This is a genomic window from Rhodococcus sp. IEGM 1306, from assembly GCF_036541985.1.
In the GTDB taxonomy this organism is placed as follows: Bacteria; Actinomycetota; Actinomycetes; order Mycobacteriales; family Mycobacteriaceae; genus Rhodococcus_F; species Rhodococcus_F qingshengii.
The window spans coordinates 387,878-403,321 of the sequence record NZ_JAZHFF010000002.1; the positions used below are offsets into that span (position 1 = coordinate 387,878).

A 15,444-nucleotide genomic window follows, 5' to 3' on the forward strand; every position below is an offset into this window, starting at 1 on the left:
TGAGCCTATCCTAAGTTATGTGAACTTCGGTTGTGGCAACGAGAAACTGGCCGTACCGGAACCATCTCCGGTACGGCCAGTCGTGGTGTTCGGTCAGGCGTCGCGCTTGTTGACGACGGCGATGCTGATTCCGAAAACCACCAGAACAAATGCGGCGAAGTAGAACAGGCTTCCCCAAGGGCCCCAATGAAAATTGGTGCTCGAACCCGAGGAGAGGAAGTGGTCGGCGTTGGCGAACGGGAGGAACGGTGTGACGTTTCTACCGAAGGATCCGAACATGCCGAACAGGCTCTCGATGAGCAGCGGCCACAGCAGCAGTAGTGCAATAGCCCCGGCAGATTGACGGAGGAGTGCTCCGACGGCGATAGCGAGGACGACGCAGAGGAACGCGAAGATCGGTACGCCGTAGACGGCGCGCCAGGCATCGGCGTTGTCGAGTGCCAGGTTGGTGGAACCTTCAGTGCCTGCAGCAGCTTTGGTGATGAAGACTGCGCCGAGCATGAGGACAAAGGACAGCACCGCTCCGAAGGCTCCGATCAGGCCGGCTTTCGCGATCAGAACCGACGCCCGACTCGGGATGGCTTGGAAGGTCGTGCGGATGATGCCGAAGCGGTACTCGCTGGTGATCGCGAGCGCCGCCATGATCATCAGGACCATGACGCCGAAGCCGGAAACTCCTAGCCCCGCGTCGTTGAACGTGGGGAGGAATTTCTCGAAATCAGGAGTTCCTGATGCGGCTTTGTCGTTGTACGCCTGAATGCTCGAACTCGATGAACGCCCGATCATCCAGGCGACGCCCAACCCCAGGACGATGATGGTGATCGTGCACCACAGCGGGGACTTGGTCGTGGTGATCTTGATTCGTTCAGCACTGAGAACAGCCATTACAGTGCACCTCCCATAGCGTGCTGTGTGTTTGCGTGGTGGGCTCCGGCACCCGGATCGACACCGGATGCGTGGTACTGGACATCGTCTCCGGTCAACTTCATGAACGCGTCCTCGAGCGATCCCTGCACAGACGCCAACTCGTGCAACACGATTCCCTGCGAGCCAGCCAGACCACCGATCACATCGGTGGTCGAATCCACGACCACCAACACCGGCTCCGATCCTGAATGCTCCTCGCGGACAGTCAGTCCGTGGGCAGTCAATGCGGCATGGAGAGCGTCGAGTTGTGGGCTACGCACGCGCACCGTCGACTCCGACGAACGATCCACGAACTCCGCCACCGTCGAATCCGAGATCAACCGACCCCGACCGATCACCACCAACTGCTCCGCCGTCAACGCCATCTCCGACAGAAGATGACTCGACACCAACACCGTGCGGCCCTCAGCCGCCAACCGCTGCATGAACTTACGAATCCAGACGATGCCCTCCGGATCGAGACCGTTGACCGGCTCGTCGAACAACAACACCTTCGGATCCCCCAACAACGCACCCGCCAACCCGAGACGCTGCGACATACCCAACGAGAACCCGCCGGCCTTCTTGCCCGCCACCTCGGACAACCCGACCAACCCGAGCACCTCGTCCACCCGGGACTTCGGAATGCCGTTCGAAGCAGCCATCCACTGCAGATGCGCCCGCGCACTGCGATTGGGATGCACCCACTTCGCATCCAACAATGCACCGACAGTCCGCAGCGGTGTCTTCAGCTCCCGATACGGCTTGCCGTCGATCAACGCCGCACCCGACGTCGGCTGATCCAAACCCAGAATCATCCGCATTGTCGTCGACTTGCCTGCACCGTTCGGGCCCAGAAAGCCCGTCACGATGCCCGGCTTGACCGTGAACGACAAATCGTCCACCGCTTTCGTCGGTCCGTAAACCTTGGTCAATCCCCTCAGTTCAATCATGAGGAGAACTGTGCCCTACCGGCACTGACCAGCACATCCGTCCGGAGGATGACATGAACCCTGAGATGCGGAGACGGCAGTTCAGGGAAAACCCTGTCCTCGACCGGAAGTCGGAACTGCCGCGGCATGAGGGTAGGGCGCATCGAAGTCGCCGTCGAACAATCGCCAGTAGAAGTCGTTCATCCTCGCAGCGGCGGGCGCGTGCCGGGTCAAGATCGCGGCCACCTCCGGTGCCACATCACCTGGGATATGACCTGTGGCGCATCGTCGTACGTACTGGTTGCGGGTGACTGGTCCGCCGTGTTTCGGTCTCGGTACGCCGCAGACCTCGGTCACCAGCCAGTTGACCAGAAGCATGGCGGCATAGTCGGCGTCATGAGTGGCATGGCGCCGGGCGAAGTCGTGCTCGACAGTCGACAGGTCGAAGTGTGGGGATGTGGCCAGTCCGAAGTCGGTGAGATAGATCCGCTCCAAATCGGTGCGCATGTTGCCGAAATGTCCGTCCATGTGCAGCAACTGTCGATCTCGCAAGAACGCCACGATCTCCGAAAACTGGCGCTCGAGGTCGGCAGCTTTGGCGGCCGGGTTGTCTTGCAGCCAATCCGAGATCGGGTGTGCGATGTACTCGCAGAACAGTACGAGGCTGCACGGTGCAGCGGCGAGCGCTTCGAGGCGGACTCGCACTTGACTACTGGCGCGGGCGGTGTGAACGGAATCGATGTCGGCGTGTTCGGGCGCAACCGGCGATCGGCCGGGCAGCACTCGCCAGTGGTAAAGCATTGGGAACGACTGTGTTTCGCCGGCCAGGACGGCCTCGGTGACCATGATGTTCGCGGCCAGCTCTCGCCAGGCGTTGAAGCTTGGGCCGCCAATGCCGTACTGGCAGAACATCGGCAAATCGAAATGATTGGAGGTACAGCCGACGTCGGCGAGTTCCCGATCGCTCAGTGGAATGCGTTTGGTGAATATCGGAACACAGTTGAGCCTGTGGTCGCAGACATTGACCACTCCTGCGGCGCCGCCCACGCCGATGCTCGAGACTCGAGCGGTGTCGGTCAGTCGGGCCAGTTCGACATCGTTCTGGGAAGACAGGAATGTCGACAGTTTTCGGTGGCGGTCAATCCTGACGTGCGTCACTCCACGACTGTGCCACAGGATCGTCCGGCTTCGATCTCGCGGAGTCGCCTGTCGAAGTCACCGATTCTGGCGGTGTCCTCGTAGTAGTCCTCCTGCTCGATGATTTTGCCCCACTTGGTTCGAACGAGAAGCACTGTTCGATTGCGGTAGATGACGGAGCCGTCGGGGCCAAGGGCTCGGTCGTCGAAACGGGCGAGCAGAGTCATCCGCCATGGTGGACCGCCGAAATACGCTTCGCTGACTTCGCCTTGAAGTCCGGCAGCGACAAATTCCTGGAGAAAGTTCTCGATTCGGTCCCGCCCGGCGTGCTCCCCGGCCCACCGATGATCGCCATCTGCGAATCTCAGAACTGCGTCGCGGTGATAGGACCCCAACAATGGGCGGTAGTTCCCGGAGTTGAGCGCCCGGACGTCGCGCCCGAACTTGAAGATCAAGGCTTTGTGGAGCAGCGACCGCGAGACGATCGCCGTTGCGAGGACTGCCGCGAACCAACTTTTCATCTTCGAAGCTTGTCGTGGCACCGAATGCCCTGTCAACGAAACGCCGAGGTCTGCTGATACCTGACAGGGAATTGGATATTGACAGTGACTGTCACAATAGGTGAGACTCGCACTATCGAGGAAGGTCGGATTTCGGCCGCGGTGAAAGGACGTTGCTGATGTCACTACGAGAGAGACAGCGGTTGCAGGTGCGAGCAGACATTCAACGTGCGGCATTCGATCTGTTCGCGCGTGACGGATTCGAGGACGTGACCACCGAGCAGATTGCGGCGGCGGCGGGAGTGTCGGCAAGTACGTACTTCCGGCACGTTCGCAACAAGGAGGATCTGCTGTTGGATCCGGTCAGGCAGGGCGGCGCCGGAATCGTGACGTTGCTCGAGGATCGCCCGGCATCCGAGTCGGCTGATCTTGCGATCTCGCGGGCGATCCTCGAACGCTCCAATGCATTCGAGTCCTCGGAGATCGATCAGTGGCGGGCAGCGTTTCGTACCGCGCCGCATTTGATGGATCGAGTCGCGCTCATCGCGCCCGAGCATCGTGATCGGTTGGTCGAGTTGGTGGCGCACCGGATGCACCTCGATCCGGAAAATGACAGCCGCCCCGGACTTCTCGTTCATCTGATGTTGGCGGCGGCGGAGTTCGGTTATCGCCAATGGATACGCAACCCCCAAAAGCGCGGCGCATCACTTCCCGTGTGCGTCGAGGGGGCGCTCGACGCGGTCCGGGGATCCCGGTGGCGCACGCAGGACGTAGACGACACGAAAGGTAGTGACCAGTGATGACCGAGAACCCTCAGGACACCGTGCCACCGGTAGCGGATCTGCCCGCGGTGGATGTGGTTGTTGTCGGTTCGGGGGCTGCCGGTATGTCCGCGGCAATCACCGCCGCCCGAAACGGACTCTCGACGATTCTCGTGGAGAAGTCCGAATGCTGGGGCGGTTCGTCGTCCCGGTCCGGGGGTGGAGTGTGGATTCCAGGAAACTCGATACTTCGCCGCGAGGCGCCGGCGGATGATATTGACTCTGCGCGAACATATCTGAAGAGCATTGTCGGAGAGGATGCAGACACCGACCGTATCGACACGTATATCGATCGAGGCCCGGAAGCCCTCGATTTCCTGATTCGGCACTCTGCACTCGAGCTCGAATGGGTGAAGGGTTACTCCGACTACTTTCCTGAGGCACCCGGCGGACTTGCAAGCGGCCGCTCGTGCGAGCCGCGCCCGTTCGACGCGCGAGCACTGGGCGACGATCTTGCGACACTTCATCCGCCGTACATGAAGGTTCCGCTCAACATGGTTGTCCAACAATCTGATTACCGTTGGCTGAGCACGGGGATTCGGCATTGGCGCGGGCCGGTGCGAATGCTGCGGGTGGGTATGCGCTCGCTGGCCGCGAAGGCCAGGAAGAAGAAGTTGATCGGGCTCGGCCCAGCGCTCATGGCGGAACTGATGCTCGGAGTTCGGGGAGCTGGAGTGCCGGTGAAGCTCGGAACGAAGCTTGTGGATTTGATTACCGACAGTGATCGTGTCGTGGGCGTGCGACTCGAGTCCGGGGGAGTGCAGACAACACTGCACACTCGATGCGGCGTCATCCTCGCGTGCGGTGGGTTCGACAACAACGACGACATGCGAGGCGAGTACCAGCGTCGGCCGAGCAGTGCACAGTGGACCCTCGGGGCACCGACCAATACCGGGGACGGGATACGGGCGGCACTGCGGGTCGGCGCGGCAATTTCGTACATGGACGACGCGTGGTGGGCTCCGTCGATCCCGCTGCCCAAAGGCCCGTGGTTCGCCTTGGCTGAACGCTCGTTGCCGCGCAGTCTGATGGTCAACGCCGGCGGCAATCGCTTCATGAACGAGTCGCTTCCCTATGTCGAAGCGGCGCATGCGATGTTCGGCGGAAAGTACGGCCGAGGTGAAGGACCCGCTGAGAACATCCCGGCTTGGCTGATCTTCGATCAGACGTACCGTGACCGTTACCTGTTCGCGGGAGTTCCGGCGCGCAGGCCGATTCCTCGGTCCTGGATCGAATCGGGCGCGATCGTACGAGCTGGATCGATTGCCGAACTCGCTGCCGAGATCGGCGTGCCAGGTGACGCGTTGTCAGCGACGATCACACGATTCAACAGTTATGCCCGCGAAGGCATCGATCGCGACTTCGGCCGTGGGACAAGCAGATACGACCATTACTACGGCGACTGCACCAACAAGCCCAACCCCAGCCTCGGAGAACTTACCAAGGGTCCGTTCTATGCCGCGAAAATGGTGCCGGGAGACCTCGGGACCAAGGGCGGCATCGATACGGACGCTTGCGCGCGGGCGTTGCGCGCGGACGGTTCGGTCATCGACGGGCTCTACGCAGCAGGTAACACCAGCTCGCCGGTGATGGGTCATACCTATGCCGGTCCAGGTGCAACTATCGGTCCCGCAATGGTTTTCGGCTATCTGGCGGCGCTCGATGCGGCCGGGCGCTTGCTCGAGGGCAGAGGCCAACAGGCCGAGGGTAGAGGCCAAGAGGCCGTGGACCGCAATAATGGTTTGGCAGAACGCCGTGGGTAGGGTTCTCTTGAGAGCGTGACCCACCTCAACATCGCCGACGTCGACTACTTCCTCCCTGATGGTCGACAACTGCTCAGCGGTGTCAGCTTCCGGGTCGGAAACGGTGCAAAAACTGCACTGATCGGCCCCAACGGCACTGGTAAGACGACGTTGCTTCGCATTATCGCCGGAGACGCCGTCGCCGACGAGGGCGCAGTCACTCGATCCGGCACACTGGGCGTGATGCGGCAATTCGTCGGCCAGGTTCGCGACGAGTCCACCGTGCGAGATCTGCTGTTGTCCGTGTCTCCGGCACCGATCCGCGACGCAGCGCTGGCGCTCGATACAGCCGAAAACGCGATGATCGAGCGCGACGAAGAATCAACTCAGATGAAATATTCACACGCACTGGCCGATTGGGCTGACGTCGGAGGCTACGAGACGGAAGACTTCTGGGACAAGGTCACCACCGCGGCTCTCGGTGTCCCGTACGACCGTGCGAAGTGGCGAGCGGCCAACTCGCTGAGCGGGGGCGAGCAGAAGCGGTTGGTCCTCGAAGCACTGTTCGCTGGGCCCGACGACGCACTTCTGCTGGACGAGCCGGACAACTACCTCGATGTTCCGGGTAAGCGGTGGCTCGAGAAGACCATCTCGGAATCGTCGAAAGTCGTCTTGTTCGTCAGCCACGACCGCGAACTGATCGCCAATGCAGCTACCCACATCGTGACGCTCGAACCCGGAATCAGCGGCGCGACGTCGTGGACCCACGGCGCTGGGTTGGCCAGCTACCACCAGGCCCGCGAGGATCGCAACGCTCGATTCGAAGAACTGCGTCGACGCTGGGACGAGGAGCACGCGAAACTTCGTGCCCTTGTTCTGCGATTACGTGAGAAGGCCAAGTTCAACGACGGCGTCGCGGCGCGGTATCACGCTTCGCAAACCCGGTTGGCGAAATTCGAGGAGGCCGGACCGCCCGAGGCGATCCCCCTCCAGCAGAAGGTGACAGTACGGCTGGAGGGTGGGCGAACCGCCAAGCGGGCCTTGGTATGTCAGGATCTCGAGCTGACGGGGCTGATGAAGCCTTTCGACACCGAGATCTGGTACGGCGACCGCGTTGCCGTGCTGGGCTCCAACGGTTCCGGAAAGTCGCATTTCCTCCGTCTGTTGGCGGGCGGTGGAACCGACCCGGGGACGGAGCATCTACCCGTCGAGGCGCTCGACATCGCGCCGGTCGAGCACGGTGGTACCGCGACGCTCGGTGCCCGGGTACGTCCCGGATTGTTTGCGCAGACCCACTCCAGGCCTGATCTGACCGGAAATACGCTGCTCGAGATCCTGCACATGGGCGACGAACACCGAAACGGAATGGGGCGTGAAGCGGCGAGCCGCGCGCTCGACCGTTACGGACTGTCCCGAGCAGCCGAACAGAAGTACGACGACCTGTCCGGCGGACAGCAGGCGCGACTGCAGATTCTGCTCCTCGAACTCTCCGGCGCGACGATGTTGTTGCTCGACGAGCCGACCGACAACCTCGACCTCCATTCGGCGGACGCGCTCGAGCAGGGCATCGCACAATTTGCCGGGACCGTCATCTCGGTCACCCACGATCGTTGGTTCGCGCGCGGGTTCGACAGGTTCCTCGTCTTCGGATCGGACGGGAACGTGTACGAGAGCGAGTCGCCGGTGTGGGACGAGGCCAGGGTCGAACGAGCACGCTGACGCTGTGTCTCGGTGACGCTGTGTCTCGGTGACGCTGTGTCTCGCTGACCGAGTGCGCATCTGCCGGCTATTTGGGAAGAGGCGGCAACTCGTTGATCACGGCGTGAAGGAGGCCCAGATCGCTGCGATCCGATCGAGGCGGTGGACACTGCGAAAGATCGAGCTGTGTCGGGAAGTGCCACAGAACGCGACCTGGATCTACTCGGTCGATCGCCGCGTACCAGTGGGTGAGTGGCCCAGCGAGCGCTGCATGAAGCTCGAAGTGCCGTCGTCGGCGGCTGTGGTCTCTTTCGCGTTGCAGCCGAAGTTGTTCCGGTGACGGCATCGAAATGACGGTCAGGTCTGCGAAACCCAGTTTCAGCTGTTCAAAAGCGCTTTCCACTGCCGAAAGCTCGCGCTCGAATCGCTCCGCTGGTGCCGCACCCACTGCGGCGAGGCACCAGCTGTAGTGCAGTTTCAACGGGTCGCTGTCGCAGATCGCGATGCCGGATCTCACTTCGAGTTCTTTCGCTTGCGACCATCGGTTCGAATTGACCGTTGCCCAGTAACTTGCCTGCACTTCGAGGTTGGTTCCATCCGGTTCGAACCCTGTGGGCTGATATTCGGCCACGAATTCCTCGACGACCGATTCATTCGTCATCTGGGCTCGGCACCAAGTGGTCTTGCCGGCGGAGCTGGGTCCTTCCACTGCGATGATCACCAGTTGATTCTCCATAACGATTGGGGCGGTTGGTTTTTGCCCGTTGCCAGGAATCTCTTAACATCCGAAGGGGGCTCCTTCGTGGTTCGACACGGCCTTTTTCGGTGCGGTGGGTCACAAAATCGCAGTGACGGTTGCCACATAACGGACGGATAACGATCGGTATGGTTGAACCTCGAATCAATCGGTTGACCTGTGGCTATTGCTTGAATTACGACAGAATCTGGTACATTAGTACCGGAAAAATGCCCCGTGACCAATCCGTGACCATCGCCTACGGTCGTTGACAGCCCGAAACTACCGGGCAAACACCGACCCGCAACTGCGTGCTTCTGCCCCGCGGGTCCGGTACTCCCGAAACCTTCGCGGGGCAGGAGTGAAACAGACGAGTCGATCGACGAGACGTGTAAGCGTCCGGACCGACCTCGTCCGCGGTAGCGGAGAGGATCTACCCAATGACCAGCATTACCTTCAAGCGCGCCCTCGGCGCAGTTGCAACCGCAGGCGCAGTCGTCGCGATCCCGCTCGCCATGAGCACCGGTACCGCTTCGGCAGCCGGCCACGACTGGTCCGGAGTCGCGAACTGCGAGTCCTCCGGTAACTGGGCTGCCAACACCGGCAACGGCTTCTACGGCGGTCTCCAGTTCACTCAGAGCACCTGGAACGCGTTCGGTGGATCGGGCAACGCTGCCAACGCCAGCCAGGCTGAGCAGATCCGTGTCGCCGAGAACGTTCTCGCAGGCCAGGGCGTCGGCGCATGGCCCGTGTGCGGTCAGTACCTGACCACCGGCACCACCGCAGGCAACTACGAGGCCGCAGCAGCTCCCATCACCGCTGAGGCTTCCGTCGAGTCGGCTCCGGCAGCAAGCACCGGAAGCGGCAACTACGTGGTCAAGGCAGGCGACACCCTGTCGAAGATCGCTGCTGCACACGGCATCTCGCTCGAGAACCTCGCCAGCCAGGTCCCGAACATCAACCTGATCTTCCCGGGACAGTCCCTCTCGGTCTAGTCTCGTGGCCGTTCAGGTCTTCATTGCGTCGACATTGTCCGGAGCTGTTGCAGCTCCGGACAATGTCGACGTTTCTGCGTTCGCAATGAGCTCTGCTGCTTCCGTGTGGATGGGATCAAGATCCTGGCGCCACCCCAGAATGCGCAGTGCGGACCCGGCGATCACCGCGGCGTCGGGGATCGGTGTTCCTTCGAGTGCGTCGGCTCTTGCGCTGATCACGCTTTCGACCAGACGAAACGGCAACTCGGCCAGTTGTGTCGACGCAGGATCGCCCATCGCGTCGAGAACTGCCTGGGCGAGTGCCCGGTACTGCTCGCGAAGCCGATCGCGATCAGCCCGGAACGACATGAATCTGTCGCTTCTCAGTTCCGGCAAGAGGTAAAGGACGCCCAGGTTCCACCGACCGGTGATCAGTTGCGCGGCGTCGAGGTACGACAGTGCATACAGCTTCACCTCGGGAGAGGCGTCGAGAGGCCTGAGATTCTCGGCGAAGTCGAGCGCCGGAGTCACTGTGTCGGCGAGTAGCGCAACGAGGATGTCGTCCTTGGTGGCGAAATGGTTGTACAACGACGCCTGACGCATCCCGACAGCTTCGGCAATGTGGCGCGTCGACGTCGCGGCAAAGCCTCGGGTGGTGAACAGTTCTGCAGCAGCATCCAAGATCTCCGCCCGGGCGGTCCCACCCGGGCGTCGGCGAGCTGTCAGGCGGGGTCGTCCGGGGCCGGCGTTGGTCACGCCTTCCATAGTGGCAGGCGGAGGCCTTACGTGCGGGGTGGACGGCCCTGTGAGCATTCGGTCACATGCTCGAAACGTACTCAACGAGCCTGTTACAGAATCGGGCGAATCGTATACGCGGGCGTCACCTGCGACGAGTTGATTTCGCGAAAACTGTCAATCGACAGTTATTCGCCTCTGAATCGCCTCGCCGAAGGAGTACGCCGTTGAGTGCAACAACCCCGGCTGCGCAGCCCACCACCGCATCCGCACTCGCCTCGTCACCTCACGACGACGGCGACTTAGCGGAGTTCGGTTACGAGCAGCAGCTGCATCGATCGCTGGGAAAGTTCGCGTCGTTTGCTGCGGGCTTCTCCTTCGTCTCCATTCTGACGACGATCTTCCAATTGTTCGGCCTCGGTTTCGGTTTCGCGGGTCCGGCGTTCTTCTGGACGTGGCCGGTCGTCTTCGTCGGCCAGTTCATGGTCGCGCTCAACTTCGCGGAACTCGCTGCCAGGTATCCGATTTCGGGAGCCATCTACCAGTGGTCACGACGGATGGGCGGTGAGATAGTCGGCTGGTTCGCCGGGTGGTTCATGATTCTCGCTCAGATCGTCACTGCATCGGCTGCTGCCATCGCCTTGCAGGTCGTGCTTCCCAATGTGTGGAGCGGGTTCCAGATCATCGGCGAGGACAGTGCGCTCACCTCCTCGAGCGGCGCTGCCAATGCCGTGCTGCTCGGTTCGGTGCTTCTGGTTCTGACCACCTTCATCAACTGCATCGGCGTCAACTGGATGTCGCGTATCAACAATATCGGTGTGACCTGCGAAATCGTCGGTGTCATCGCAGTGATCGGGATGTTCTTCACCCACGCTCAGCGCGGACCGGACGTCGTCTTCGACACCGGCAGTGCCGGCGGTCAGCCCGGATACGCCTGGGCGTGGATCATGTCCGGACTGATGGCCGCTTACGTCATGGTCGGCTTCGGTTCGGCAGGGGAGTTGGCCGAGGAGACCCGTAACCCCCGACGCGTCGCACCTCGTACGATCCGCCTCGCACTGTCCGCTTCCGCACTCGGCGGCGGCTTGATGATCCTCGGCGCGTTGATGGCAGCCCCCTCACTCACCGACGGACGCCTGGCCACGGAAGGTTTGCCGTACGTACTGACATCGATTCTGAGTTCGCCGTGGGGCACGGTCCTGTTGATCGACGTCTCGATCGCAGTGTTCGTGTGCACCTTGGCCATTCAGACTGCTGCTTCACGGCTGATGTTCTCCATGGCCCGCGACGGCCGGCTGCCTGCCTCGCAGATACTGGCAAAGGTCAACCCCCGCACCGGAACACCTATCGCACCGTCCGTCCTCATCGGCCTGATCTGCATAGCCGTTCTGGCCGTCAACGTGGGCAACTCGGCAATTTTCGCGACCCTGTCCAGCGTATGCATCATCTTGATCTACTTGGCCTACCTCATGGTGACCGTGCCGCTGCTGGTTCAGCGTCTCAAGGGTTGGCCGCGCACCGCTGTCGGCCCCAAGTTCGACGCCGAAGGCAAAAAGCTTTTCTCCCTGGGCATCTGGGGAGTCCCGGTCAACATCGCCGCGGTTGTGTACGGCGCGCTGATGGTGATCAACCTGTCCTGGCCACGAGCCGAGATCTTCAACCCCACGGGGGAGTACCCCATTTTGCAGTGGGCCGCGCCCATCACGATAGCGCTGGTGGTGGGGCTGGGAGTCGCCTGCTTCCCGCGCGGCCGCGCCACCCCGAATCCCGTCACGATCGGAGCCTGACCATGAGTACTCAGACCACCGCCGGAGCGCGCGAGCATGCCCGGTCCCAAGCTGGAACGATCACCGATTCCATGCCCGTATTGCCGGCAACGCATTGGCCGAACCCACCCGAGGACGTCGCTCCCGAACGTCTGACCTGGGCTGAAACCGTGCCGGGTGGGCGGTACACGACCAAGGTTCTCGCCCGTGGAACCCGATTGCGACTTCGCGACATCGCCGGCAGCGCCTGCGCAAACATCTTGCTCTATCGCGCCGACGCCCCCTGGGAGCGTCTCAACGTCGCCGATACCGTCAAGGTGCCATGGCAGGCCTATCTCGGCGTCGGGCACCCGTTGCTCTCCGATCAGGGGCGAGTACTTGCGACCGTGGTCGCAGACACGTCGGGTCACCACGATGCGTTCTGCGGAACGACGTCACGTGCCACCAACGAGGCGAAGTACGGGCAGGGTTCGTTGCACAGCGCCGCACCCGCCGGACGCGAACTGTTCACCGTCGCTGCCGCGAAGAACGGACTCGGGCCGCAGGACATTGCGCCTCCGTTGTCCTTCTTCCACGGTGTCCGCGTCGAGGCGGACGGCGCTCTCACCAGTACCGGATCTGTCGGCGCAGGCGCAACGGTCGATCTTCTCATCCACCTGCCGGTCATCGTGATGATCGCCAACACCGCGCACCCACTCGATCCGGCGCTGGAGTTTCCCACCACGTCCCTCGAAGTGCTCGCGTGGAACGCGGCCGAGGAACTCGGCAGCCTTGCCGGCGGCGGTCCGGAATACCAACGCGCAGTGCTCAATACCGAAGATGCCTGGACGGCTTCGAACCTGGAGGCGATCGTATGACCACCACCTTGGATGTGCCCGCCCTCGTTACCGGAACGGTGATCCTCGACGAGATTGCCGATGCATTTGGGCCGTGGTCCGCAGTTGTCCGCGCCGGTGACGTCCTGACCGTCGTCGATCTGCACGGAAACCAAGCAGTCGACACACTCGTCTACGCCAGTGACGATCACAGCGTTCGGTACTCGGCAGCAGCGACGGTCGCAGCCCAGAAGAACCTGTTTCTGTCCGCAGGCTCCGTGCTTCGCAGTGACGACGGAACGCCACTCATGACCCTGGTCGCGGACGAGGTCGGAAACCACGACACCGTGGGCGGCGCGTGCTCACAGGAATCGAACACCCTGCGGTACGGCCACCACACCAAACATCAGCACGCGTGCGTCGAGAACTTCCTCGTCGAGGGCGCCAGATGGGGGCTCGGTAAGCGGGACCTGGTGTCCAACATCAACTTCTTCATGAACGTCCCGGTCGACCCCGACGGCACGCTCGGGATCGTCGACGGGCTTTCAGCGCCAGGCAAGCGGCTCGCGTTGCGTGCCGAACGCGACGTGCTCGTCCTCGTGTCCAACTGCCCGCAGATCAACAACCCGTGCAACGGCTTCGATCCGACTGCCGTCCGCATGATCGTCACACGGCCGGAGGCAGACGAATGAACGCAAAACTGACCATCGTGCGTCCCGGAATGTTGACGACGGTTCAGGACTATCCAGGACGCGTCGGGTACTGGCAGATCGGAGTCCCTCCGTCCGGCCCGATGGACGACCTGTCGTTTCGGTTGGGAAACACCGCAGTCGGAAACCCCGAAGGTGCCCCCGGCATCGAATGCGCGATGGCCGGACCTGCGATGACGTTCGACGAGGACACCACGGTATGCGTCACGGGCGCCCCGGTGTCGGTGACGGTCGACGGCGTCGCACACGGTCAGTGGCGTCCCGTTTTCGTCCCCGCTGGAGCGGTGCTCGATGTCGGAACGGTCAGCGGCCCGGGACTGCGCATCTACGTACTCGTCCAGGGCGGAATCGAGACCGACGACTATCTCGGCAGCGCGTCGACCTTCACCCTCGGCAGGTTCGGTGGACACGAAGGGAGGACCCTGCGGGCGGGGGACGTTCTCAAACTCGGACAGGCGACCGGCGCAGTGGGAGCTGTTCCCGCCGAGCATGTTCCGGCGATACACACGTGCTGGGAACTTGCGGTGACCGAGGGCCCGCACGGGGCGCCGGAGTTCTTCACCCGCTCCGACATCGACACGCTGTACGCGACCGAGTACGAGGTCCACTTCAACTCCGACCGCACCGGAGTCCGGTTGATCGGTCCGAAACCTGACTGGGCCAGAACCACCGGCGGCGAAGCGGGACTTCACCCTTCGAATATCCACGACAACGCGTATTCGATCGGTGCACTCGACTTCACCGGTGACACGCCCATCCTCCTCGGACCCGACGGACCGAGCCTCGGCGGCTTCGTCTGCCCGATCACGGTCGTGTCCGCTGATCGCTGGAAGCTCGGACAGTTGGCACCCGGGAACAAGATTCGCTTCGTACCGATCCGCGCCGAACGCGCAGCCTCCCGCCGTGACCTCGGAGTATCGCGTCGAGCGTCCAATTCGGTTGTGCATTCCTCCGGTGGTGACGGCGACGACGGCGTCATAGCCCGCCGTGACGGCGACACCGCGGTCACGTACCGGCGCTCAGGCGATGACAACGTGTTGGTCGAATACGGCGACATGAACCTCGACCTGGCGCTCCGTGCGCGTGCACATGCACTGCATCAGCGACTCGAAGCCGAGAAGCCGGCCGGACTACTCGATCTCACACCTGGAATCCGCAGCCTGCAGGTTCGCGTCGACCCGGACGTCCTGCCCGTCCGCAAGCTGATGGGAATGCTCGCCGAGGCGGAGGACACCTTGCCTGCTGCCAACGAACTCGTGGTGCCCAGTCGCACTGTGCGGATGCCACTGTCGTGGGACGACCCGGCTACGCGCGAAGCGATCCAGCGGTACATGCACGGCGTGCGTGCCGACGCGCCGTGGTGCCCGTGGAACATCGAGTTCATCCGCCGGATGAACGGTCTCGAATCCGTGAACGACGTGTTCGACACCGTCTTCGGCGCCGAATACATGGTGCTCGGACTCGGCGACGTCTACCTCGGCGCTCCGGTCGCGACGCCGCTCGACCCCCGTCATCGCCTTGTCACGACCAAGTACAACCCGGCCCGCACCTGGACCCCGGAAAACGCCGTCGGGATCGGCGGGGCTTACCTCTGCATCTACGGCATGGAAGGCCCAGGTGGATACCAGTTCGTCGGACGTACGACGCAGGTGTGGAATCACCGTCATCCCGCGAAGTCCGGGCCGTTCGAGGAGGGCACTCCGTGGTTGCTGCGATTCTTCGACCGGATCTCCTGGTACCCCGTCGAGCCGGACGAGTTGATGGATCTGCGCGCGGACACCGCCGCCGGCCGCGGCGGGGGCGTCGAGATCGAGGACGGCAGCTTCTCGCTGGCCGAGCATCAAGAGTTCCTCGCGTCGAACTCGCGCTCGATCGAGGAGTTCCGCGCGATGCAGTCCGTCGCATTCGGGGCCGAGCGTCAACGCTGGTCCGACGCAGGGGAGTTCGCGCTGCCCGGTTGATGCTCGATCCC

The 15,444-nt window shown here is 62.5% G+C and carries 14 protein-coding genes; 8 read left to right on the forward strand and 6 right to left on the reverse strand.

All coding sequences use genetic code 11. The annotated features are described in order from the left end of the window. Positions 1-93: 93 nt before the first annotated feature. The 4 genes from V3587_RS08595 to V3587_RS08610 all read right to left on the reverse strand — a co-directional run bounded on the left by V3587_RS08595 (position 94) and on the right by V3587_RS08610 (position 3,496). The gene (locus V3587_RS08595; RefSeq protein ID WP_283376373.1) at positions 94-885 is read right to left on the reverse strand and encodes an ABC transporter permease; all 792 of its coding nucleotides are present in this window, start codon (positions 883-885) and stop codon (positions 94-96) included. Beyond that, a complete protein-coding gene (locus tag V3587_RS08600) occupies positions 885-1,859 on the reverse strand; it encodes an ABC transporter ATP-binding protein (protein ID WP_283376374.1) in 975 nt (324 codons plus the stop codon). Before V3587_RS08600 ends, V3587_RS08595 begins: the two co-directional genes overlap by 1 nt. Before the next feature lie 81 nt (positions 1,860-1,940). Then, positions 1,941-2,996 (reverse strand): serine/threonine protein phosphatase, encoded by a 1,056-nt coding sequence (locus tag V3587_RS08605; RefSeq protein ID WP_283376375.1) that lies wholly within the window; start codon positions 2,994-2,996, stop codon positions 1,941-1,943. Further along, positions 2,993-3,496, reverse strand: coding sequence for a nuclear transport factor 2 family protein (locus V3587_RS08610; RefSeq protein WP_283376376.1), 504 nt, complete (start codon positions 3,494-3,496; stop codon positions 2,993-2,995). The genes V3587_RS08605 and V3587_RS08610 overlap by 4 nt, the downstream gene beginning before the upstream one ends. A 158-nt stretch (positions 3,497-3,654) precedes the next feature. Here V3587_RS08610 and V3587_RS08615 point away from each other — a divergent pair, with 158 nt between their 5' ends. The 3 genes from V3587_RS08615 to V3587_RS08625 are packed head-to-tail and all read left to right on the forward strand — an operon-like array spanning position 3,655 to position 7,757. Then, the gene (locus V3587_RS08615; protein WP_234036687.1) at positions 3,655-4,275 is read left to right on the forward strand and encodes a TetR/AcrR family transcriptional regulator; all 621 of its coding nucleotides are present in this window, start codon (positions 3,655-3,657) and stop codon (positions 4,273-4,275) included. Continuing rightward, positions 4,275-6,059: a 3-oxosteroid 1-dehydrogenase gene (kstD, locus tag V3587_RS08620; RefSeq protein WP_283376377.1), complete on the forward strand. Its 1,785-nt coding sequence runs from the start codon at positions 4,275-4,277 to the stop codon at positions 6,057-6,059. Before V3587_RS08615 ends, kstD begins: the two co-directional genes overlap by 1 nt. Before the next feature lie 15 nt (positions 6,060-6,074). Then, positions 6,075-7,757: an ABC-F family ATP-binding cassette domain-containing protein gene (locus V3587_RS08625; protein ID WP_124568670.1), complete on the forward strand. Its 1,683-nt coding sequence runs from the start codon at positions 6,075-6,077 to the stop codon at positions 7,755-7,757. 67 nt (positions 7,758-7,824) lie between these two features. Here the strand turns inward: V3587_RS08625 and V3587_RS08630 are convergent, their stop codons facing one another. Continuing rightward, complete coding sequence (locus tag V3587_RS08630; protein WP_283376378.1) at positions 7,825-8,472, reverse strand: hypothetical protein; 648 nt, start codon at positions 8,470-8,472, stop codon at positions 7,825-7,827. Positions 8,473-8,912: 440 nt separating this feature from the next. On the opposite strand from V3587_RS08630, the gene V3587_RS08635 reads away from it, so the two are divergent. Next, positions 8,913-9,467, forward strand: coding sequence for a LysM peptidoglycan-binding domain-containing protein (locus V3587_RS08635; RefSeq protein WP_095970250.1), 555 nt, complete (start codon positions 8,913-8,915; stop codon positions 9,465-9,467). A 12-nt stretch (positions 9,468-9,479) separates the two neighbouring features. Here the strand turns inward: V3587_RS08635 and V3587_RS08640 are convergent, their stop codons facing one another. After that, entirely contained in the window at positions 9,480-10,211 is a 732-nt protein-coding gene (locus tag V3587_RS08640) for a TetR/AcrR family transcriptional regulator (RefSeq protein WP_166810239.1), read from the reverse strand. A 197-nt stretch (positions 10,212-10,408) separates the two neighbouring features. On the opposite strand from V3587_RS08640, the gene V3587_RS08645 reads away from it, so the two are divergent. From V3587_RS08645 to V3587_RS08660, 4 genes are read left to right on the forward strand one after another with little or no spacing between them, the layout of a single operon-like run. After that, positions 10,409-11,968: an amino acid permease gene (locus tag V3587_RS08645; RefSeq protein ID WP_095970248.1), complete on the forward strand. Its 1,560-nt coding sequence runs from the start codon at positions 10,409-10,411 to the stop codon at positions 11,966-11,968. Between the two features lie 2 nt (positions 11,969-11,970). Then, the gene (locus V3587_RS08650; protein ID WP_283376379.1) at positions 11,971-12,804 is read left to right on the forward strand and encodes an urea amidolyase associated protein UAAP1; all 834 of its coding nucleotides are present in this window, start codon (positions 11,971-11,973) and stop codon (positions 12,802-12,804) included. Then, positions 12,801-13,454, forward strand: a complete 654-nt coding sequence (locus tag V3587_RS08655) for an urea amidolyase associated protein UAAP2 (protein WP_283376380.1) — start codon at positions 12,801-12,803, stop codon at positions 13,452-13,454. The genes V3587_RS08650 and V3587_RS08655 overlap by 4 nt, the downstream gene beginning before the upstream one ends. Further along, on the forward strand, positions 13,451-15,433 hold the full coding sequence (locus V3587_RS08660; RefSeq protein WP_283376381.1) for a 5-oxoprolinase/urea amidolyase family protein: 1,983 nt from the start codon (positions 13,451-13,453) through the stop codon (positions 15,431-15,433). The genes V3587_RS08655 and V3587_RS08660 overlap by 4 nt, the downstream gene beginning before the upstream one ends. Positions 15,434-15,444: the final 11 nt, after the last annotated feature.